The 19,453-nt window shown below is 55.1% G+C and carries 17 protein-coding genes, 2 tRNA genes and 3 pseudogenes; 19 read left to right on the top strand and 3 right to left on the bottom strand.

From position 1 onward, the window contains the following. Window position 1: 1 nt before the first annotated feature. Together H567_RS0105370 and H567_RS27735 are read left to right on the top strand one after the other, a co-directional pair. Entirely contained in the window at window positions 2-436 is a 435-nt protein-coding gene (locus tag H567_RS0105370; RefSeq protein ID WP_028320623.1) for a hypothetical protein, read from the top strand. Continuing rightward, window positions 429-1,466: a CPCC family cysteine-rich protein gene (locus tag H567_RS27735; RefSeq protein WP_153306058.1), complete on the top strand. Its 1,038-nt coding sequence runs from the start codon at window positions 429-431 to the stop codon at window positions 1,464-1,466. The genes H567_RS0105370 and H567_RS27735 overlap by 8 nt, the downstream gene beginning before the upstream one ends. Window positions 1,467-1,861: 395 nt before the next feature. On the opposite strand, the gene H567_RS0105380 is transcribed toward H567_RS27735, so the two are convergent. Further along, on the bottom strand, window positions 1,862-2,050 hold the full coding sequence (locus tag H567_RS0105380; protein ID WP_028320624.1) for a hypothetical protein: 189 nt from the start codon (window positions 2,048-2,050) through the stop codon (window positions 1,862-1,864). Between the two features lie 257 nt (window positions 2,051-2,307). Between H567_RS0105380 and H567_RS23215 the strand changes: the two are divergent. The 9 genes and pseudogenes from H567_RS23215 to H567_RS0105425 form a co-directional block, all read left to right on the top strand. Then, a pseudogene (locus H567_RS23215) lies at window positions 2,308-3,414 on the top strand (type I restriction-modification enzyme R subunit C-terminal domain-containing protein); the annotation flags it as partial. Between the two features lie 135 nt (window positions 3,415-3,549). Beyond that, window positions 3,550-4,370, top strand: a pseudogene (locus tag H567_RS30015) (KilA-N domain-containing protein). After that, window positions 4,370-4,771: a GxxExxY protein gene (locus tag H567_RS0105400; RefSeq protein ID WP_028320625.1), complete on the top strand. Its 402-nt coding sequence runs from the start codon at window positions 4,370-4,372 to the stop codon at window positions 4,769-4,771. The pseudogene H567_RS30015 and the gene H567_RS0105400 overlap by 1 nt, the downstream one beginning before the upstream one ends. Before the next feature lie 89 nt (window positions 4,772-4,860). Then, window positions 4,861-6,518, top strand: a pseudogene (locus H567_RS30020) (type I restriction-modification system subunit M). Further along, window positions 6,515-7,489: a restriction endonuclease subunit S gene (locus H567_RS29275; protein ID WP_051184505.1), complete on the top strand. Its 975-nt coding sequence runs from the start codon at window positions 6,515-6,517 to the stop codon at window positions 7,487-7,489. Before H567_RS30020 ends, H567_RS29275 begins: the two are co-directional and overlap by 4 nt. Window positions 7,490-7,597: 108 nt before the next feature. Next, window positions 7,598-8,026, top strand: coding sequence for a hypothetical protein (locus H567_RS29280; RefSeq protein ID WP_208598328.1), 429 nt, complete (start codon window positions 7,598-7,600; stop codon window positions 8,024-8,026). A 6-nt stretch (window positions 8,027-8,032) separates the two neighbouring features. Then, window positions 8,033-9,715, top strand: coding sequence for a restriction system-associated AAA family ATPase (locus tag H567_RS23235; protein ID WP_084516906.1), 1,683 nt, complete (start codon window positions 8,033-8,035; stop codon window positions 9,713-9,715). Window positions 9,716-9,921: 206 nt separating this feature from the next. Next, window positions 9,922-10,233, top strand: a complete 312-nt coding sequence (locus H567_RS0105420) for a hypothetical protein (protein ID WP_028320626.1) — start codon at window positions 9,922-9,924, stop codon at window positions 10,231-10,233. Then, window positions 10,227-11,036: a hypothetical protein gene (locus H567_RS0105425; RefSeq protein WP_244155424.1), complete on the top strand. Its 810-nt coding sequence runs from the start codon at window positions 10,227-10,229 to the stop codon at window positions 11,034-11,036. The genes H567_RS0105420 and H567_RS0105425 overlap by 7 nt, the downstream gene beginning before the upstream one ends. Before the next feature lie 55 nt (window positions 11,037-11,091). Here H567_RS0105425 and H567_RS29550 read toward each other — a convergent pair whose 3' ends face one another. Further along, window positions 11,092-11,502 (bottom strand): hypothetical protein, encoded by a 411-nt coding sequence (locus tag H567_RS29550; protein WP_028320628.1) that lies wholly within the window; start codon window positions 11,500-11,502, stop codon window positions 11,092-11,094. Window positions 11,503-11,876: 374 nt separating this feature from the next. Here H567_RS29550 and H567_RS0105435 point away from each other — a divergent pair, with 374 nt between their 5' ends. Further along, complete coding sequence (locus H567_RS0105435; RefSeq protein ID WP_028320629.1) at window positions 11,877-12,167, top strand: hypothetical protein; 291 nt, start codon at window positions 11,877-11,879, stop codon at window positions 12,165-12,167. 276 nt (window positions 12,168-12,443) lie between these two features. Here the strand turns inward: H567_RS0105435 and H567_RS0105450 are convergent. Continuing rightward, window positions 12,444-12,520 (bottom strand) — tRNA-Arg (locus H567_RS0105450). 154 nt (window positions 12,521-12,674) lie between these two features. Here H567_RS0105450 and H567_RS0105455 point away from each other — a divergent pair. The 7 genes from H567_RS0105455 to rpoD all read left to right on the top strand — a co-directional run bounded on the left by H567_RS0105455 (window position 12,675) and on the right by rpoD (window position 19,393). Then, a tRNA-Ala gene (locus H567_RS0105455) sits at window positions 12,675-12,750 on the top strand. Window positions 12,751-12,945: 195 nt separating this feature from the next. Beyond that, a complete protein-coding gene (gene hisB / locus H567_RS0105460; protein WP_028320630.1) occupies window positions 12,946-13,536 on the top strand; it encodes an imidazoleglycerol-phosphate dehydratase HisB in 591 nt (196 codons plus the stop codon). A 283-nt stretch (window positions 13,537-13,819) separates the two neighbouring features. Next, complete coding sequence (locus H567_RS26960) at window positions 13,820-14,266, top strand: hypothetical protein (protein WP_153306059.1); 447 nt, start codon at window positions 13,820-13,822, stop codon at window positions 14,264-14,266. A 268-nt stretch (window positions 14,267-14,534) separates the two neighbouring features. Further along, window positions 14,535-15,269, top strand: a complete 735-nt coding sequence (hisA, locus tag H567_RS0105470) for a 1-(5-phosphoribosyl)-5-[(5-phosphoribosylamino)methylideneamino]imidazole-4-carboxamide isomerase (protein WP_028320632.1) — start codon at window positions 14,535-14,537, stop codon at window positions 15,267-15,269. A gap of 47 nt (window positions 15,270-15,316) precedes the next feature. Beyond that, window positions 15,317-15,760, top strand: a complete 444-nt coding sequence (locus H567_RS0105475; RefSeq protein ID WP_028320633.1) for a GatB/YqeY domain-containing protein — start codon at window positions 15,317-15,319, stop codon at window positions 15,758-15,760. Window positions 15,761-15,817: 57 nt separating this feature from the next. Continuing rightward, a complete protein-coding gene (gene dnaG / locus H567_RS23245) occupies window positions 15,818-17,593 on the top strand; it encodes a DNA primase (protein ID WP_161626567.1) in 1,776 nt (591 codons plus the stop codon). Between the two features lie 33 nt (window positions 17,594-17,626). Then, the gene (gene rpoD, locus H567_RS29960; protein ID WP_028320634.1) at window positions 17,627-19,393 is read left to right on the top strand and encodes an RNA polymerase sigma factor RpoD; all 1,767 of its coding nucleotides are present in this window, start codon (window positions 17,627-17,629) and stop codon (window positions 19,391-19,393) included. The last annotated feature ends 60 nt before the right edge of the window (window positions 19,394-19,453 follow it).

Genomic DNA, 19,453 nt, shown 5'->3' on the forward strand with positions numbered 1-19,453 from the left:
AGTGGAAAAGCCAGATACGCCTTTTGGGCCAAATAAATTGGGTCGGAAACACATCAAGAGCTTTGCCAGCGGCATCGCTCATATGTTTTCCTGTTCGGCCCAGCATTATGCCTGGCTGGCGTATCAGCACCAGTTGCCGACGGTGACAATTGACCTCCTGGAGCTGCGAATCGAACCCGCTGAATTCGACATTGAAAGGAACCGGATTCTCGCCGGGATGTGTCAGAGAACACTCCTCCGAAACGCCGGGCAACTGGCACCGCCTGGCGCTGTGGTTACGGCGTCTCTCTCTGCCCACTTCGGGATTGATGACTATTCGGAAGACGGCCGTTCTGCCTCGATTGGCAGGTCCGTTTTCACCGTGATCCTGACCGATGACCGAGGCAAGGAGTGGCGTGTTGACCATGCTGAGGAGAAGATGCTGATAGATGATTGAGGACACGCAAAGGGCGGATATGCACGCTATCGCAGAATTTCAGGAGAGGAGGCATGCTTTTGACCAGCTATGTAATCAGCTCTGGAATCCTAACGGGGAACCGTATGAGGTTTTCAATCGCTGTGCCTGTCCCGCGTGTGGGTACCCAACCATCGGCGAGCGTTCTCGATACGATATGTGTCTCTTGTGCAAATGGGAGGATGACGGCCAGGACGATGATAGTGCCGACGAGATTTGGGGTGGGCCAAACGGAAATTATTCGTTAACAGACGCGAGGCTGAATTTTTCCCGTTTTGGCAGCATGTACCCTCCGGATGATATTTCCGGATCTGAGTGGGCGAACAAAGACGTTGAGGAAAAGAACAGGCTCAGAAAATTGTATGATTCTCTGCTAATTATCTCTGACAGGAAAAAGCTCGCGGAACAGATATTGGCAGTGAAAAGGCTTGAAGGGTCACCGGCGACACTTGAGGAATATCTATCACGGAAACCTCTGCGCTATGATCAGCGAAAGGGAGTGTTCCTCGATGATTGGTGGTTAGCTCACCCCGTTTGGGAGGGGACCCTTTACGGATATGGAAGGGTTACCCGAGAATCAGCAGTTAGATATTCTCTTCAGCGCTTAAGCCGAATGGAGGATCTCTGCGAACGTCTCAGAGGGAAAGTTCCTGCTTTTGATCGTTGTCCCTGTCCGGCTTGCGGGCTTCCAACTGTACCAACAGGTGATCAACGATGTCTGTTATGTGGCTGGCCGGATAATCGATCCGAACTGGATGTCTCCGGCAGCGAAGATAAGCCTTCGCACCTGGATTATTCTTTGACTGAGGCGCGGATAAATTTTGAAAAGTATCTGACAATGTATTGCCCGGAGGATGAGCCGAATTTCAGTGGAAGCCAGACAAGTCTGTTGAATAAATGCCTACTAATTCGGGCGTATTTGGATCTCTCTGCAGGCAGCTTCCAGCTTGAAAACCAGATACGTGAGATTCTGGATCTTGAGAAAGAAGTCCTGAACGAGAGGGAGTTATAGGTCACCGCCTTCGCGGCAATGCCAATTCGATTCCCATTTTGGGAACCGAACCTGCGTCCGAAAACTGGATTCGAAGTTGTTGCTGCTCGACGCCAGGTATCCGGTTTTACTGCAAACCCGTAACCCTCGTCCGGTGCCGGGAAATCAGGGGAGAAATTCGTTTCTCTGGTCGGGTTGGTGGGAAATGGTTGTGCGAGATGACTTCGGCGTTTATTATCAAGGGGTTACGAGGATCACGGGCTTTGAGACTGATTTGCGCCAGGTCGACGCACCCTCCACCATTCAAAAAAGTCAGACCCGTCCACTGACCGCGTCCGGTTGCTGGGCGGGTTTTATTTTTATACGTATTGTCAGCGAATTACGTCGGCTTCAGGGCGTCGGCGCTGCCGCCGCAATCACTCCCTTTTCGGGAAGCTTGTCATACCCCGCTTGTCTTTCGCCTCAAAATTCTCCGCATTCTTACCCCCATTCTCCGGACCTCGTCCGGACTCCTGCATTTTTTCCCGCAGCCGCTGTTCGGCGATCTCGTCGGCAAACTGGTTGATACTCTTCATAATTCCGTCAAACAGGTCGTTGATGTCCACGGTCGGTCGCTCCTCGTTGTGAATTCTGATTGCTTCCCCGCTTACTTACCGGAGAGATGGAGAAAGTGTCGGGCGGTGGCTGATTTTTTTCATGACTGCTCCCATGGCCCTTACTTTCCGGGTGGCGTTGGCATGTGTCGGAAAATTCTATAATATTCGCAGACTTTCCGTTTTCCACATGCGTTGTCACCTGCTATATTGAGGGCCGTAATTGTACATTGGGCACATTGCGCGCGCTCGCTGCCAATGAATTAGTGGCGCATCAGGAATTGAGGCAAACCGATATGGCAAAGGCACCGGAAAATTTTGCAGAGACGGTCAAGGAGCATCTCCCCCACGAGCCACGCTGGCCCAACGTCGGCGAGAAGCTCATCGCCCAGGACCGCCGTATCTACGTCTCGACTTATCCGACCATGCTCAACATCATCCGGGACGAGTCGCAACAGCTCTCGCCACACTTTTTCGATTTCATCGTGGTCGATGAAAGCCACCGCTCCATCTACAACACCTATAAAGAGGTGCTGGACTATTTCAAGACCATCACCCTGGGCCTCACCGCCACGCCCACCGATATCATCGACCACAACACCTTCCAGCTCTTTCACTGCGAAGACGGCCTTCCCACTTTTGCCTACACCTTTGAAGAGGCGGTCAACAATGTGCCGGGCTATCTGTGCAGTTTCCAGGTGATGAAGATCCAGACCCGCTTCCAGATGGAGGGGATCAGCAAGCGCACCATCTCGCTGGAAGACCAGAAAAAGCTGCTGCTGGAAGGCAAGGAACTTGAGGAGATCAACTTCGAGGGTTCGCAGCTGGAAAAGCAGGTGATCAACAAGGGGACCAATGCCCTCATCGTCAAGGAGTTCATGGAGGAGTGCATCAAGGACGGAAGCGGCGTGTTGCCCGGCAAGACCATCTTCTTCTGCTCCTCCAAGGCCCATGCCCGGCGTATCGAAGAGATCTTCGACAAGCTCTTCCCTCAATATAAAGGCGAGCTGGCCGAGTTGCTCCATGCCGAGCACCCGCAAATCACCGAAGACCTGCTGCGCCAGGTCTACAAAAACCGCAAGGCCCGCTTCATCCAGTTCATCCGCCACATCCTCGGCATCGAGATCCTGAAGAGCTTCCCGGAAACGGTCAGCGAAGCCTTCGATCAGTTCATCGGACAGCACACGAACCTTTCCAGTCGTCAGCTGGAGTTCCTGAACCTGCTCAAGGGCTTCATCATCGAGCGCGAGAAGATCGAGAAGAAAGACCTCATCAACGCACCGTTCACGGTCATCCACCCGCAGGGGATTCGCGGTGTGTTCAGTCCGGCGGAGATCAACGAAATCTTGCAGCTCACCGAGCGACTGGCGGCCTGATGAATATGAACCGGGAAAAACACGACAACGGGGTCGATATCGACCCCTTTAGATATGATGAGCATCTGCAGATTACGCGCATGAGAGCAGATTCTAATTATGGCGAATTCGCCACAATTAACCTGGAGAAATATTATGCCTAAGAACAGGAAAATAGAAGTTCAAGGCGCTGAGATAGCCGTCGTTAATAATCAAGAGCAGGATTTTATTTCACTGACAGATATTGCACGGTACAAAACAGATGACACCAGCGCTGTTATAGGCAACTGGATGCCCAACCGGAATACGATTGAGTTTTTAGGGATTTGGGAGTCGTTATATAATCCCAATTTTAAACCCCTCGAATTCGAGGGTTTAAAAAACAGGCGGGGCTCAATGCATTTACCCTTTCTCCTCAGAAATGGGTAACGACCACAAATGCCATCGGTTTTGTCGTTAAATCAGGTAGATATGGAGGCACATACGCCCATAAGGACATTACTTTCAAGTTTGCCAGTTGGATCTCTGTCGAATTTGAACTCTACGTTGTTAAGGAATTTCAACGCCTTAAAGAAGAAGAGCAAAAGCAGCTTGGATGGTCCGCCAAGCGAGAATTGGCCAAAATCAATTACCGCATCCACACCGACGCCATCAAGACGAACCTGGTCCCGCCCGAGGTGTCGTCCCAACAGATCAATTTCATCTATGCCAGCGAAGCGGACTTGCTGAACATGGCCCTGTTCGGCAAAACAGCGAAGCAGTGGCGGGACGAGAACCCGGACCACAAAGGCAATATCCGCGACGAAGCCAATGTCTCCCAGCTTGTCTGCCTAGCCAATCTTGAAACCCTGAACGCCCATTTCATTCATCAGGGACTGCCGCAGGCCGAGCGGCTGAAAATCCTGAACCAGACCGCCATTCACCAGATGAAACTCCTGCTTGCCGACAGAAACGTCGGGCGGTTGGAAAAAGATTGATGAACCACGAAACACACGAAAATCACGAAAAGGTTCTTTTTAAAGAGGAGTGCTATGCCATTCAGGGAGCGATTTTTGAGGTCTATCGTGAAATGGGCTGCGGTTTTCTGGAGGCGGTTTATCAGGAATGTCTGGAGCGAGAGTTGACGACACGAGGCATTCCGTTTGTTGCCCAAACTGATTTGACGCTGAACTACAAAGGTGAACCGCTCAAACAAACCTACAAACCCGATTTTATCTGCTTCGGGAAGATCATTGTCGAGCTGAAGGCGGTCAAGGAGATTGCCCCTGAGCATAAGGCTCAAGTGATCAACTATCTCAAGGCAACCGGCATGCGGCTTGGATTGCTGGTCAACTTCGGTCACTACCCGAAAGTCAAGATAGAGCGAATTATTTTATGAACCACGAGATACAAGAAAAGCACGAAAGAATAATTGTTTTTAAATTTTGTGTGGTTCGTGTGTTTCGTGGGTAAAAAAGGAATCTAACCATGCTCCAAAACAACCCCAACTCAAAAGCAAGATCGACCAGCTCTGGAACAAATTCTGGTCCGGCGGCATCTCCAATCCGCTCACCGCCCTCGAGCAGATCACCTACCTGCTGTTCATGAAGCGCCTCGACGAGCTGGATCAGAAGAAGCAGGCCGATGCCGAATGGACCGGCGAGCCCTACACCTCGAAGTTCGCGGGCCAGTGGATTCCGCCCGAATACCGCGACAAGGACGGGGCCGACCACTACTCCGTCGACAAGCGCACCCTGCGCTGGAGCGAGTTCAAGCGCATGCAGGCCGAGGAGATGTTGCAGCATGTGCAGACCAAGGTCTTTCCCTTCCTCAAGGACATGAACAGGGCCGAAAGCAACTTCACCCACCACCTGCGTAACGCCGTGTTCATCATTCCCAAACCGGCCCTGCTGGTGGAGGCGGTGAAGACCATCGACGAGATCTTCGAGATCATGGAGAAGGACTCGCAGGAGAAGGGCCAGGCCTTTCAGGACATCCAGGGCGATGTCTACGAGATGCTCCTCTCCGAGATCGCCGGCGCGGGCAAGAACGGTCAGTTCCGCACCCCGCGCCACATCATCAAGCTGATGGCCGATCTGGTGCGGCCGCAGCTGGGCCACCGCATCGCCGACCCGGCCTGCGGTTCCGGCGGTTTTTTGCTTGGCGCTTACCAGCACATCGTCACCGAACTGGCAAAGAAAGCTGGTGCCAAGGATTTGCAGGCGGACGAAGACGGTTTTGTCCGCACCTCGGTGGCCGCCGGACTCACCGAAAAGGCCCAGGCTATCCTGTAAGCCTCCCTCTTCGGTTACGACATCGACAGCACCATGGTGCGCCTGGGGCTGATGAACCTGATGATGCACGGCATCGACGAGCCCAACATCGACTACTAGGACACCCTCTCCAAGAGCTACCTGGAAGAGGCCGAATACGACATCGTCATGGCCAACCCGCCCTTTACCGGCAGCATCGACAAGGGGGACATCAACGAAAACCTCACCCTCGCCACCACCAAGACCGAGTTGCTCTTTGTCGAGAACCTCTACCGCCTGCTGAAAAAGGGCGGCACCGCCTGCGTCATCGTGCCGCAAGGGGTGCTGTTCGGCTCCGGCGGCGCGTTCAAAACGTTGCGGCAGCTGCTGGTGGAGCGCTGCAACCTCAAGGCCGTCATCACCATGCCGAGCGGGGTGTTCAAGCCCTGCGCCGGGGTCAGCACCGCGATCCTGCTCTTTACCAAGGTCTGGGGGGCAAAGGACAAGGTGACGCAACCGGCCACGGAGCACGTCTGGTTCTATGAGATGCAGACTGACGGCTACTCGCTGGACGACAAGCGGACCAAGCAGGAGGGGTATGGGGATTTGCAGGATATCGTGGCGCGGTTCCATGGGCGGGATGCGGAGAAGGATACGGATCGCACCGCGAAATGGTTTTGTGTGGCGCGGGCAGACATCGAGGCCGAGGGCTATGACCTGTCGCTGAGTCGGTATAAGGAGGATGTGTTTGAAGAGGTGGAGTATGACAAACCTGCCGATATTTTGAAGCGGCTTATTGAGGCGGAAGTGGGCGAGGCAGACGACGACGAACTCGCCAAAGTACAAAGCGGCATTGTGCGCGAGCTGCTGGAGCTGAGGGGGATGGTTGGATGAAACAGGATAAACTTACCAACCTGTTTGACTTCCTCCCCAAGTCCAAGGTCAAAGCTGGCGACGGACTTGAGGCCGGCAAATACCCTTTTTACACATCCAGTGAGAACCAGTCCAAATATCTGGATGAATTTCAGCATGAGCCAGGCTGCCTTGTGTTTGGCACAGGGGGCAAGGCCAGCGTGTATTTCACGACCAGCCGTTTTGCCACCTCAACGGATTGCATCACCATACGGCCCAAGCCAAAGGCCACGATTGATGCAGGCTATGTTTTCCAATTTTTCAAGGGCAATATGCAGGTCCTTGAAAGCGGTTTCAAAGGGGCGGGTCTCAAACACATTTCCAAGGCCTATCTCTCGGCAATTCAAATTCCTCACCCTGAAGAGATCGACGACCAAAAGCGCATTGGTCATCTGCTCGGCAAGGTGGAAGGGCTGATCGCCCGGCGCAAACAACACCTGCAACAACTCGAGGACCTGCTCAAAAGCGTCTTTCTGGAGATGTTCGGCGACCCCGTGCGGAATGAGAAGGGGTGGGATACAGAGCCACTTGGAAAACTTGCAACAATAGAGCGCGGTCGGTTCTCACCACGCCCACGAAATGACCCGAAATTTTATAACGGGGCCTACCCATTTATTCAAACTGGTGACATTAGCCGGTCAAATGGACGGCTTCGAGAATACACTCAGACGCTTAACGATTTTGGCATCAAAGTAAGCAAGAAATTCGATGTCGGCACGATTGTGATCGCAATTGTTGGCGCGACAATCGGTGAAACAGCCATTCTTCAAATTTCAACCTATGCTCCCGACTCCGTCATCGGCATTACGCCAAGAGCTGTAAGCAAAGAAACAGAATCAGTTTTCATTGAATTTTTGCTCCGTTTCTGGAAACCCGTGCTCAGAGCTAGAGCACCTGAGGCGGCAAGGGCGAACATTAATATCGAGACATTACGTCCTTTGCCCATTATCTGACCACTGGAGAATGACCGAGAAAAATTCGCCGCCATAGTCGAAAAAGTCGAAAGTATCCAATCCCGCTACCAGCAAAGCCTGACCGATCTGGAAAGCCTCTATGGCGCATTGAGCCAGAAGGCGTTCAAGGGTAAGCTGGATCTGTCGCGGGTGGTGCTGCCAGCGGAAGGCCCTGAGATTCTTGAGAAAGAAAAGATCGATATTGAGGAAAAACAACCCATGGAGCCACTGTTCGAGTTGCCTGCACCCGAAGAGCTTGCCGTATTGCAAACCGCCGAAGGCCGTAAATCCCTGCTGGGTGAGTGGCTGAACGCCTGGCTGGAGCAACTGGGTGGTGCACCCTTTGCTGCGCAGAAATTTATGGATGCCGCCCGGCAACGGCTGTGGGAACTGGCGGAAGATGAAGCACCGGACTGGGGCGCGGCGGAATACGACGAAATCAAGGCCTGGGTCTTCGAGGCTCTGGAACAGGGCCGCCTGACCCAGGGCTACGACGATGCCAACAACCGCGTGCAGATTATAGAGGCAAAGGGATAACGCCGGATGAAACTCCTGCGCCTCAAAATCACCGATCCGAAGGGCTTTCGCAGCCTGCAAGCGGGGTTTGAGTACCAGTTCCGCAGCGAGTGGGATTTGCAGGAGGAGCAGGGCTTTGCCCCCTTCGTCTGCGCCGGACCCAATGGTAGCGGCAAGTCGAACCTGCTGGAGGCGCTGGCGGCGATCTTCTACCACCTGGAGTGCATCTATCTGGAGAACCTGCCGGACAGTTTCCCGTTCGAGGAAGAGGCCAACCCCGGCGGCTTTCGCAGTGAAACAGCGACCCCGGATGGTTTCGAAATCGAATACCTGATCCGCCCGCTGGATGCCTTGAAGACCAAGGGCCACGAAGGCCAGGCCCATGTGCGCATCGCAAAGCAGCCCGGCGAAGCGCCCCGGTGGTTCCTGCTAAATCATGCGGAGCAGGAAGGCGCGTTGGAGCTGACCATCGGCCAGACCCTGGCCCGCCAACTGCTGCCGGATTACATCCTCGGCTACTCCTCCGGAGAGAACGAAATCCTCAGCCTGCCGTTTTTCAAGATGCGCTTTGTCCAGTTCGATAGATACGGGCAGGCGCTGAAGCAGCAGTTACCCTATCCCGGCCGCCCGGAATCGCGGCTGGTCTACCTCGACAGCGGTTTCAGCCAGGCGATCCTGCTTTGCAATCTGCTGTTTCAGCATGCCGATGCGCTCACGCCCTTCCGCGACGATGTGAAAATCAAGGAACTCAAGGAGTTCCGCATCATCATCCGGCGCAGCATCGAGGTGGAGGAAGGCCAGATCCCGGCCTTCGGCAGTCAGGATGAGAGCAAGCGAGAGTCCATCGAAGAGATCATCAGAAACCACCCGGCCCTGAGCGCCATCGAAGACGAGAGCCAGACTAAGCGGTATCGCGTCAATCTGGTGCAGCTGCTCGATGGCGGCGACACCAGCGACAAGGTCATCCCGCGCCTGATGCGCTGCGCCACCTGCTGGTATCTCGACGAGGCCAGCGACACCCTCTATCTCGATTACCGGGTCAACGACGCCACCCGGCAGGCCTTCCGCGAGAACTTCGACTTCGAGGTCAACGGCTCGCCCATTACTTTGTTCCAGGCCTTTCAGGTGCTGCTGACGTTGAATCTCTTTTCCGTAAGCGATTCATTGAAGGCCGATCTCTACCAGTCCGACAGCCACTATGTGAGCGAGACGGTGCCGACCCTGGCCTCGGACGAGCGCATCATGCGCTTCAAGTTCGTCAAGTTCCGCAAGACCGACGAGGCCGAGCCGGTGATGCTCAAGAACCTCTCCGACGGCGAACTCCAGCTGCTGCACAGCCTGGGCCTCTGCCTACTGTTCAAGAACACCCAGAGCCTGTTTCTGCTCGAAGAGCCGGAGACCCATTTCAACCCCGACTGGCGCGACTATTTCGTCACCGGCCTGGAAACCCAGATGGTCGAGGTGCGCGAACGTAGCGAACAGGTCATCCGCCGCGACGTACTGGTGAAACAACACGGCCTGAACGAGCGCCAGGGGAAGGCGCTGGGCTACCTCCTCCAGCATGGCCAGCTGACCATCCAGGATTTTGAAGCGCTCTGCCCGACTGTCAACCGCCGCAGCCTGCAGCGGGACCTGAAGGGGATGCTGGACAAGAATCTGATCACCGCCGAGGGGGCGACCAATCAACTTGTCTATCGATTTCCTGGGTGACTTCCGGGGTAACTTGCGACAAACTCGCGACACAGGTCACGGCATGAGGCTTATGCGCGGATGGACCGAGCTATTAAGCAGCGCTTAACAACTGGCGCGTGAAGCCCACGACACGGCTTGCGAAAGACCGCCCCACCAGCCTCACCGATCAAGTACCGACCAAGTAACCGATCAAGTAGGTTCAACCCCATTCAGGAACTGGCGTTATGGACACCGAAGATCTGACTGAAATGGCTTGGGGCGTCATTTTCAGTGCATCCCAAGTCTCGGATACTTTGAAAGCCGAACTCGGAGCAATGGCCAGCCGGTTCAAAACCGAGGATGAATGGCTGCGAGGAGTTTGTGCTCATCTGGGGGAAATCTTCGAAGACCCAGCCGAGTACGTCGACTCCTGGGACATGCAGGACACTGAGGCTGTTACGGCAACCATGATCGGCAGCATTGCAGTGGAACTCCGTGATAGAGTGGAGAGCGTTTTGTCCACGCCAATGAACAAACGAGGCTCACGGTCATGGTGATTATAAAGATGCCGGAACGTATCAAGCCAAGGTTCAGTCGCTATATCGGCATCGACTACTCTGGTGCGGAAACCCCGGACTCCAGCCTGAATGGACTCCGGGTCTATGAGGCTGATCGTGAGTCTATGCCGGTAGAGATGGAGCTGCCGCCAAGCCCCCGCAAGTACTGGACCCGGCGCGGCCTGGCGGAATGGCTGGTAGCGCGGTTGTCCGAAGATGTGCCGACCATCGTTGGTATCGACCACGGTTTCTCCTTTCCCCTGCGGTATTTCGAGGTTCATTGGCTGGAACCGGATTGGCCGACCTTCCTCGATGATTTCCAGAAACACTGGCCGACCGATGCCGAACACACCTACGTCGATTTCATTCGCCACGGTTCACGGGGCGTAGGCGAGGCCCGTTCCGGCAGCGCCCGCTGGCGGCGGATCACCGAGGAGCGGGCCGGGGCCAAGTCGGTCTTTCACTTCGACGTGCCCGGTTCGGTAGGCAAATCGACCCACGCCGGGCTGCCCTGGCTGCGCTATCTGCGCAATCAGCTTGGGGAGCGAGTTCACTTCTGGCCCTTCGACGGCTGGGAGATCCCTGCGGGCAAGTCTGCGCTGGTGGAGCTTTATCCGTCGTTGTGGAGCAAGAGCACTCCACGGGAGGGCCGCACGCCCGACCAGCATGATGCCTACGTTGCAGCCGCCTGGTTGCGGCAGGTTGATATGGATGGCAGCCTCGGCAAATTTCTCAAGCCGGACATGCTACCCGGTGAGTATCCCGTTGCCCGGGTCGAAGGATGGATTCTGGGGGTGATGTGATGCGACAGATTATTTTAGGAAGCGGCACGAACCTAAAATAAGACGAGCCGCTATTTTAGGTTCGTGGCTCCATCTCCAACAAAAACCGCCAGACCGGCACGACCTGAATGGTGCCGAAGCCCACGGGGATGATTTCATCGGTGCGCCAGGTGACGATGGTCCCCTCCGCCACCGCCAGTTCGACCATGGCCTCGGAGAGAGAGCGCACCTCGCTTTGTTTGACGCGGGGATCGGCCAGCGAGGCGCAGACCTGGACCAGCATGACGTCGGCGACATCGTGGTTGATCTCATTTCCCAGCCGCAGGAGTTCGGCCCGTTCCTCGGGCTTGGGGACAATGCGCTGGTCGTCGACCCGGTCGCACAGCATCCTGATCTGGAACATCAGCAGCTGCATGCAGACGTCGTATTTCGGTAGAAACCGATGCGCCAGAAAGGTGAAAAGAACGAACAAAAGATTGAATTTCATGCCCAAACCACGACACTGCACAGGAATCATATCCTATTGATTTCAATAGTTTTTAAGCGGTGCATATGTTTCCGCACCCCTGGGAAGGCCCCGGATTCGGCCCACCTGCGAACTCGGCCCGTAAGAAGCCGACAATCCATGCCACGGATCTGGTGAAATCTTAACGAAACGATGTCGGCGGGAGGCAATAAGGGGGAAAGTTGGGGGGCTATTTCCGGTATCCGGCTGAACTGCAAACCCGTTACCCTCGTCCGGTGCAGGGAAATCGGGGAGGAAAAACGCTTCCTTTGACATAAACCGCCGCAGGATGTCGGCTGGCATTAATTTTGATTTTACATCAATAGCTTACATGGAAAGTGCAGGTGGAGACTGTTTTGCGCCAGGTCGACGCGCCCTCCAGCCCGCTCTTTCTTTCCGGATTCCAGGAGATGGGGGTCGGCGAGCGGACGCTGTTGAAGATGATCCTGCGCGTGCATCTGGAACACGTTTCCTATCCGCACATCGCCCGGATCATTGCCCTGCTGGAGCGTTACTACACCCCAGCGGGCATCGGCGTGAACAACGGCGGCAACGGTCTGGCCGTGTTCAGGAGCTGCTCACCCTGGACAAGTACAAAGGGCTGGAGCTGGAAGGCAGGCTCAAGGGATAAGACTTCGGCGGCATGACCCGGCTGGCGGTGCGGGACGGCAAGGTAATCAAGAAGCGGACCAAGGAGCTGATGACCAGCCTCATCAACGGGGCTCTAAAATAGGATATTCGCTTAATCTGTATTTAATTTCATGCGTTATCATGGGAAAGTTTATATGGGTTGGGTGCACATAGATATGATCTATATGGTAATTATGACCCTTGAAACGATAGAAAATCAGACCGTCATAGGCGCAAACACCCTTCAGATAAAAAAGAGGCTGCAGCTTGTGACCGCAACCTCTTGATTTTCCTGGTGCCCCCGGCGCGACTCGAACGCACGACACCCAGATTAGGAATCTGGTGCTCTATCCACCTGAGCTACGGGGGCGCAAAGTTTTTTTCTACCATAGTATCCCTAAAAGTCAATGCTTTTGAGTGGCGGCATTGAAAAATGTGTTGCCTATGAGGACAGAATCATTATAATGATGGGATATGAATCTGATCACAGAAGGGGTCAGATGACGCGATTGCCACAACGGTGTGGGGATGTAGCTCAGGTGGGAGAGCGGTACGTTCGCAACGTACAGGCCAGGGGTTCGAATCCCCTCATCTCCACCATATTTTTTTCCTCGTGTACCTTCCAAGGCCGATGTGGCTTTTTCGGCCGGGCAGCGTCCACTCTCGGGCAGAGGTGGAACGAAAACCGGCGGAGATTGAGACCAGCGGATCACCGACCCGGGTCTCTCCCAGAATCACCCAGCATCTTCTTCTTTCCTTAATCGCTAGAAACCATTCCTACCGGGGTGAAACCTCATGGGCCGAACTGCTGAAGTATATCGAAAGACCAAGGAAACCGATATCACCTTGAAGCTCGACCTGGATGGTCATGGGCAGAGCCGGATCGCCACGCCTGTGCCGTTCATGGATCACATGTTGACCCTTTTCGCTGCGCACGGATTCATGGACCTCCAACTGACCGCCGATGGGGATACCCAGATCGACGATCATCATACCGTGGAGGACATGGGCATCTGTCTTGGACTCGCGGTACGGCAGGCCCTCCAAGACAAACTCGGCATCCGGCGCTACGGCGCTGCGTCCGTCCCCATGGACGAGACACTGGTCCGCGTCGTTCTCGATATCTCCGGCCGTCCTTTTCTGGCCTATCGTGTGGCGTTCCCGGATGCTTTTTCAGGCCGGTTCGATTTCGGGCTTCTCGAGGAATTTTTCCGGGCGGTTGTTCTTCATGCCGGGATCACGCTGCATATCGACCTCCTTGCAGGAAAGAATGCCCACCACATCGCCGAAGCGGTTTTCAAGGCTTTCGGCCAGGCGATGGACCGGGCTACGATAATCGACCCACGAAGGGAAGGTGCTGTCCCGTCTACGAAGGGAGCCATTTGAGGCCGTAGTGGAAGAAAGGAAAGAGGTTACAGCCATGTTTCACTCATTATTGCTGCGGATCATTTCTGCAGCAGCTTGTCTTTCGATTTGCATGACTCTTTCAGGCTGCGCTGGTGACCGCAAGGCATCCACCACAATCACTGAGCCAATCGTTATCAAAAAACTCGTTGTTTTCGGATTCTCCCGAGCCCTGGCACCCGGTTCGACGCCCGACGTCATTCGAGACCCGATCTCCGGCTCCCTTTTCAGCGCCGAACCCGTTCCGGAAGAGGGTTTGGCTTTTATGAACGAAAATCTCTTCACCAGGATCCTTGCCCTTGGCAGCTACGAACTGGTCTCCCCAAGCCAGGCGCAGGGGGTTTATCAAAAACTGATCGCTTCGGGAACGCTCGCCGGGAGGGGCCGACTCGACATGCTGAGGGAGATAGGTCTGGCGTTCGACGCGGACGCGGTGCTCGCGGGCTATCTCTACCGATGGCAGGAACGGGAAGGCACCGATTTCGCCGTCAATCGACCCGCATCCGTCGCCTTCTCTTTCAATCTTCTCAGCCCCCCCAGCGGAGAACTGATCTGGCACAATAAATTCGATAAGACACAGCAGTCGCTGACGGAAAACATATTTGATTTCAAAACATTCATGAAGGGGAAAGGCCGTTGGATGACCGCACGGCAATTGGCTGAGATCGGCCTCGAGGGGCTGGTTGCAGCCATGCCTCTTGAAGGCGATTAATGGCCCGGATCCCAGTTTATTTTCATCCGGAAATGATTTCCCGGTAGAGCCCGGTTTCCAATCCGGAAATGAGGATTTTTCCTCACACCCTTCGGGTGCTCAGTCCCACCGCTTTGCGGCGGGTCCCGGTTTGGCCAATATCAAGGAAATGAAACGTTTGCCCGTGCGGCGACCTGCAGTCGCCGCACGGGCAAACCTGCAGGCTGACGCCGAGCTCGGCCGACAAGACCCTTTTCGGACGAACCTTTAGAAAAGGAGAATGGAGAGATTGATCATCATACCCGCGATCGACATCAAGGGAGGCCGTTGCGTACGGCTTCAGCAGGGCCTGATGTCGAAAGAAACCGTATTCTCGAATTTCCCGGAAGAGATGGCGCAACGTTGGGTGGACAAAGGGGCTCAGCGGCTTCACATCGTCGATCTTGACGGGGCGGTCCAGGGTCGTCCGGTCAATGCCGAAACCATCGCCCGAATCGTCAAGGCCGCCCGGATCCCGGTGGAACTGGGCGGGGGAATCAGGGATTTTGCCACGCTGAAGGCCTACTTCGACCTGGGCATCGCCTATGCCATCCTTGGGACCGTCGCCTTGAAGAATCCGGATTTTGTAAAAGAAGCCTGCAATGCCTTCCCCGGAAAGATCATCCTGGGAATCGACGCACGTGGCAATCGCGTCGCCGCTGAAGGGTGGACCGAGGAGTTCGCTGAAACCCCTCTCGAACTCGCCCGCAAATTCGGACCCTTCAACCTTGCCGCCATCATCTACACGGATATCTTCAGAGACGGTATGCGCACGGGACCCAACACGGAAGCCACCCGTGCCCTGGCGCGGGCATTGGACACCCCTGTCATCGCCTCCGGCGGCATCGCCGACATCAGCCACGTGGAAGAACTGCTGCAGATCGAAAAAGACGGGGTCATCGGCATGATCACCGGCCGAGCGCTCTATGACGGAACCCTGGACATCGAAGAGGCTATCCGCCTGAGCGTTGAGTTTTCTTCTTGACATAATGACATGAAAGAATATACTGAAAGTTTTCTATGAGGTTTGATATGCCTTTGGAAGCCAGGATTGCCGAAGACCTCAAGAACGCTATGAAGCAGAAGGACGAGTTACGCGTCTCCTGTCTTCGTATGCTCAAGACCGCTTTGAAGCGAAAACGGGTAGAGCTCAACCGGGACCTGACCGATGAGGAAGTGCAGGGGGTGATCGCTTCCGCCGTCCGCCAGGGGCAAGAAGCCGCCGAGGAATTCAAGGCTGGGGGACGAACCGATCTTGCTGAGAAGGAAGAAGCCGAGATCCGGATCTTTTATGAATACCTCCCGCGGCAATTGAACCCCGAAGAAATCGACGCGATCCTGAAAGAGGTCATCGCCGAGACCGGCGCCAACAGCGCCAAGGACCTGGGAAAAGTCATGAAAGCAGCCATGCCCAGGCTGGCCGGTAAAACCCAGGGCAAAGAAGTGAACGAGAGGGCGCGGCGCTTGCTCTCTTGAGATTCAGGATTATATTTTTTCGAGGGCCGCGATACACCGATTCTTATGAAGAGGGTCATGGCCACACTGCAGACAGCCAAGGAAGAAATCCGCCGCAAGGCCGATATCGTAGAATTCATCAGTCAGTTCGTTCAGCTGAAGAAGGCCGGCAAGGACTTCGTCGGATTGTGCCCTTTCCACGGAGACAACGACCCGTCCTTTACAGTCAGCCCGGACAAGCAGATGTTCCATTGCTTCGGCTGCAAAAAGGGCGGGGATATTTTCGCCTTCTGGATGGCTTATCACGGCGGCTCTTTCCCGGAGGCCATGAAGGATCTGGCGGAACGCTATCATGTGCCGATCGAGAGCGAGGCATGGAGCCCGGCTGATCAGCGCAGGGCGGATAAACGGGAAGCCCTTTTCCGAATCAACGAAGCGGCCGCGGCTTTCTTCGAGTCCAGGCTGAAGGATGGCGTTGCGGGAAAACCCGGCCGGGATTACCTCCAAAGCCGCTCCGTCTCGGAAGATGTCCGCAGTAGCCTGAGGCTAGGTTACGCACCGGACAACTGGCACGGGCTGGCGAATGAGCTGAAACGCCGTGGCGCCGACCTGTCGGCCGCCGCGGAGGCCGGCTTGATTGCTCAAGGCGAGCGGCAGGGCTATTACGATCGGTTCAGAGGGCGGATCATCTTTCCCATTTTCGACACCCGGAAAAAGCTCGTGGGCTTTGGGGGCCGCGTCCTCGGGGATGGCCATCCGAAATACCTGAATACACCGGAGACGCCTGTTTTTCACAAGGGCGCCGTCCTGTACGGCCTGCACATCGCCGTGAACCCAATCCGCCAAAGCGGCAGGGTTGTCGTCGTCGAAGGCTACATGGATTTCCTGACCCTTTTTCAGGCAGGGCTATCAGAAGTGGTCGCCACTCTCGGAACCGCGCTGACCCGCGAACATATCCGCTCTCTCAAAGGCTGCGCGAAGGAGGTCTTTCTGGTTTTCGACGCCGATGCTGCAGGCCGCAATGCGGCGCTTCGCAGCCTTCCTCTTTTTCTGCAGGAAGGCATGCAGGCGCGGGCAGCCGAACTACCCCCGGGTGAAGATCCAGACAGCCTGGTAAGAAAGGGTGGTCTGGCCTCTTTCAACCATTATCTGGAGAATGCCCCTCTGCTTTTCGATTTTTTCCTGGCCCACAAGGCCCGCGTCGAAAGTCCCGATCACATCGAAGCACTTATGGCAACCCTCAAAGAGGTCCTGCCGGTCCTGGCCGAAATACAGGAGGAAGCGCCGCGGAGGCTTTACGTCAAGCGGCTGGCCGAGCACCTCCACCTCCAGGAGGAGATCATCTGGCCTGAGCTTGCCAAGGTCTCCGGTGTAAAGCAGACGAGCACGCCGCAAGCGGCGCCGATCGAAACCGTTCTGATCGAAAAGGAAACGGCAAAGCGCTTCGGAAGCGACCTGCAGCTCCTGAATCTCGTCCTCCACCACCCCGAAAAGGCCCTCGAACTGTCAGCTTGCCAGTGGCGATGTCTCGCTGCGGACCGGGCCGTCATCGAAATCATCGAAATCATTTTCAGACATTGCGACTCTCGACAGCCACCGAGTTATGAAGAACTGCAAGATCGTCTGGACAGCGACGAGGCCCGGATGATCCTGCGTGAAACCCTCATTCGGCCCTCGTTTTTTTCCGAGGCGGATGCCCTGTTGGCGGTCACGGAGTTTAAACACCGGATTGAACAGAAGGAGATTGCCGCCTCGATCCAAAAGGCAAAGGCGGAAGAGGATATAGACATTCATGCACTGGACCGACTCCGCAAGTTGAAGGCACAACGTCTTGCGGAACTTACCAAAGCTTAGCGCGCAGCGCACAAGGGCGGAGGGTGAACTGGAATGGGTAAGAACAACGATATCAACGGATTGAAACGCTTGATCGATATTGGCAAGGACAAAGGATACATCACCTACGAGGAGTTGAACGGCGATTTGTCGGACGAACTGATGTCTTCGGAAGACAGCATCGACGATCTGATCATGATGTTCGAAGACCTCGACATCATGGTGGTGGACGAGGCCTCCAAGGAGCGGATCGAGAAATCCAGGGGCGAGCCCAAAGACAGTCTGATTACGGAAGAGCGGGAAAACTTCCGCGTCGACATCGCCGATTCCGCCTCTCGTGCATCGGATCCCGTCAAGATGTACCTGAAAGAAATGGGCTGCATCTCGCTTCTTACGCGTGAAGGTGAGGTTCAGATCGCAAAAAGGATCGAAGCTGGAGAAAAGGAGGCCTTGAGCGTACTCGTCGAGTGTTCGCTGGGCGTCGAGCACATCATCGAGCTCGGTAGAGAACTCGAGGAAGGGCAGATCAAGCTCCGAGATATCATCAACGACCTCGAGGATGATGAGAACTACACGCAGGTCGGCGAACGGAAAGGGTCGTTGATCAACTTGATCAACGACATCGATCAAATCCACAATGACATCCAGGGCAGGAGGCTGGAACTGTCCAAAGGGCGATTGTCCGACGAGGAGAAGAAAAAGCTGCAGTCCGAGATCAAAAGCGGGCAAATCAAGATCAAAGAACTGGTTAATTCCTTCAAATTGGAGAAGGCCCAACTCGATGGAATGTACAAGAAATTGAAGACTTTGGCGAATGAAATCGAGGAATGCGAAAGGCAGATCACCGATTGCATGCTCGCTGCAGGAGGGAAACCCATCTCCTATTTGAAGAAGTGCATTGCTAAACTGCCGAAGGTCTGCACCGACGACGAACTTATCATGCCCATCGGGATGAAACGGGCGGAGCTCGAAGAACTGAGATGCAAGCTCGAGCATGCGCAGGAGGCCATCCTTCAGGCCAAGCAGCGGACAAACCTCACGCCCCGACAGCTGAAGGACAAGCTGAGGCGCGTCGAAAGCAGTCTGGACAAAGCCAAGCGCGCCAAATCCGAACTGATCGAGGCCAATCTGCGGCTTGTGGTCAGCATCGCCAAGAAATACACCAACCGTGGGCTGCAATTCCTTGATTTGATTCAGGAGGGCAACATTGGCCTGATGAAGGCCGTCGACAAGTTCGAATACCAGCGGGGGTATAAATTCAGCACTTATGCCACCTGGTGGATCCGGCAGGCCATCACCAGGGCGATCGCAGACCAGGCCCGGACCATTCGCATTCCTGTGCATATGATCGAGACTATCAACAAGCTGATTCGAACTTCCCGCTATCTGGTTCAAGAGCACGGCCGTGAACCCACCCCTGAAGAAATTGCGGAAAAAATGGAATTTCCCCTGGAAAAGGTGCGCAAGGTCCTGAAAATCGCGAAAGAGCCTATCTCGCTGGAAACCCCCATCGGAGAAGAGGAAGACAGTCATCTCGGGGATTTCATCGAAGACAAACGGATTCTTTCCCCTGGAGATGCCGTCGTCAATTTCAGCCTTTCCGAACAGACCAGGAAGGTCCTCAGGACCCTGACCCCCAGGGAGGAAAAGGTTTTGCGGATGCGTTTCGGAATCGGTGAAAAGGCGGATCACACTTTGGAGGAAGTGGGCCGCGACTTCAACGTGACACGGGAGCGGATCCGGCAAATCGAGGCCAAGGCCCTGCGAAAACTCAGACATCCGAGCCGCAGCAAGAAGCTCAAGAGCTTTATCGAGAATTGAGGCCGGGTCAACGGCTCTCAGACTCGGCGAGGGATCTTGCCTTTGATTCACAGAGTCGTT

It is taken from the genome of Desulfatiglans anilini DSM 4660, assembly GCF_000422285.1.
In the GTDB taxonomy this organism is placed as follows: domain Bacteria; phylum Desulfobacterota; class DSM-4660; order Desulfatiglandales; family Desulfatiglandaceae; genus Desulfatiglans; species Desulfatiglans anilini.

Excerpts from the sequence above, each read along its gene's own strand:
- H567_RS27735 (WP_153306058.1), top strand. The coding sequence starts at position 429 with ATGATTGAGGACACGCAAAGGGCGGATATGCACGCTATCGCAGAATTT.
- H567_RS0105400 (WP_028320625.1), top strand. The coding sequence starts at position 4,370 with ATGAACCACGAAACACACGAAAATCACGAAAAGGTTCTTTTTAAAGAG.
- H567_RS29275 (WP_051184505.1), top strand. The coding sequence starts at position 6,515 with ATGAAACAGGATAAACTTACCAACCTGTTTGACTTCCTCCCCAAGTCC.
- H567_RS23235 (WP_084516906.1), top strand. The coding sequence starts at position 8,033 with ATGAAACTCCTGCGCCTCAAAATCACCGATCCGAAGGGCTTTCGCAGC.
- H567_RS0105420 (WP_028320626.1), top strand. The coding sequence starts at position 9,922 with ATGGACACCGAAGATCTGACTGAAATGGCTTGGGGCGTCATTTTCAGT.
- H567_RS0105425 (WP_244155424.1), top strand. The coding sequence starts at position 10,227 with ATGGTGATTATAAAGATGCCGGAACGTATCAAGCCAAGGTTCAGTCGC.
- H567_RS29550 (WP_028320628.1), bottom strand. The coding sequence starts at position 11,502 with ATGAAATTCAATCTTTTGTTCGTTCTTTTCACCTTTCTGGCGCATCGG.
- hisB (WP_028320630.1), top strand. The coding sequence starts at position 12,946 with ATGGGCCGAACTGCTGAAGTATATCGAAAGACCAAGGAAACCGATATC.
- H567_RS26960 (WP_153306059.1), top strand. The coding sequence starts at position 13,820 with ATGAACGAAAATCTCTTCACCAGGATCCTTGCCCTTGGCAGCTACGAA.
- H567_RS0105475 (WP_028320633.1), top strand. The coding sequence starts at position 15,317 with ATGCCTTTGGAAGCCAGGATTGCCGAAGACCTCAAGAACGCTATGAAG.
- dnaG (WP_161626567.1), top strand. The coding sequence starts at position 15,818 with ATGGCCACACTGCAGACAGCCAAGGAAGAAATCCGCCGCAAGGCCGAT.
- rpoD (WP_028320634.1), top strand. The coding sequence starts at position 17,627 with ATGGGTAAGAACAACGATATCAACGGATTGAAACGCTTGATCGATATT.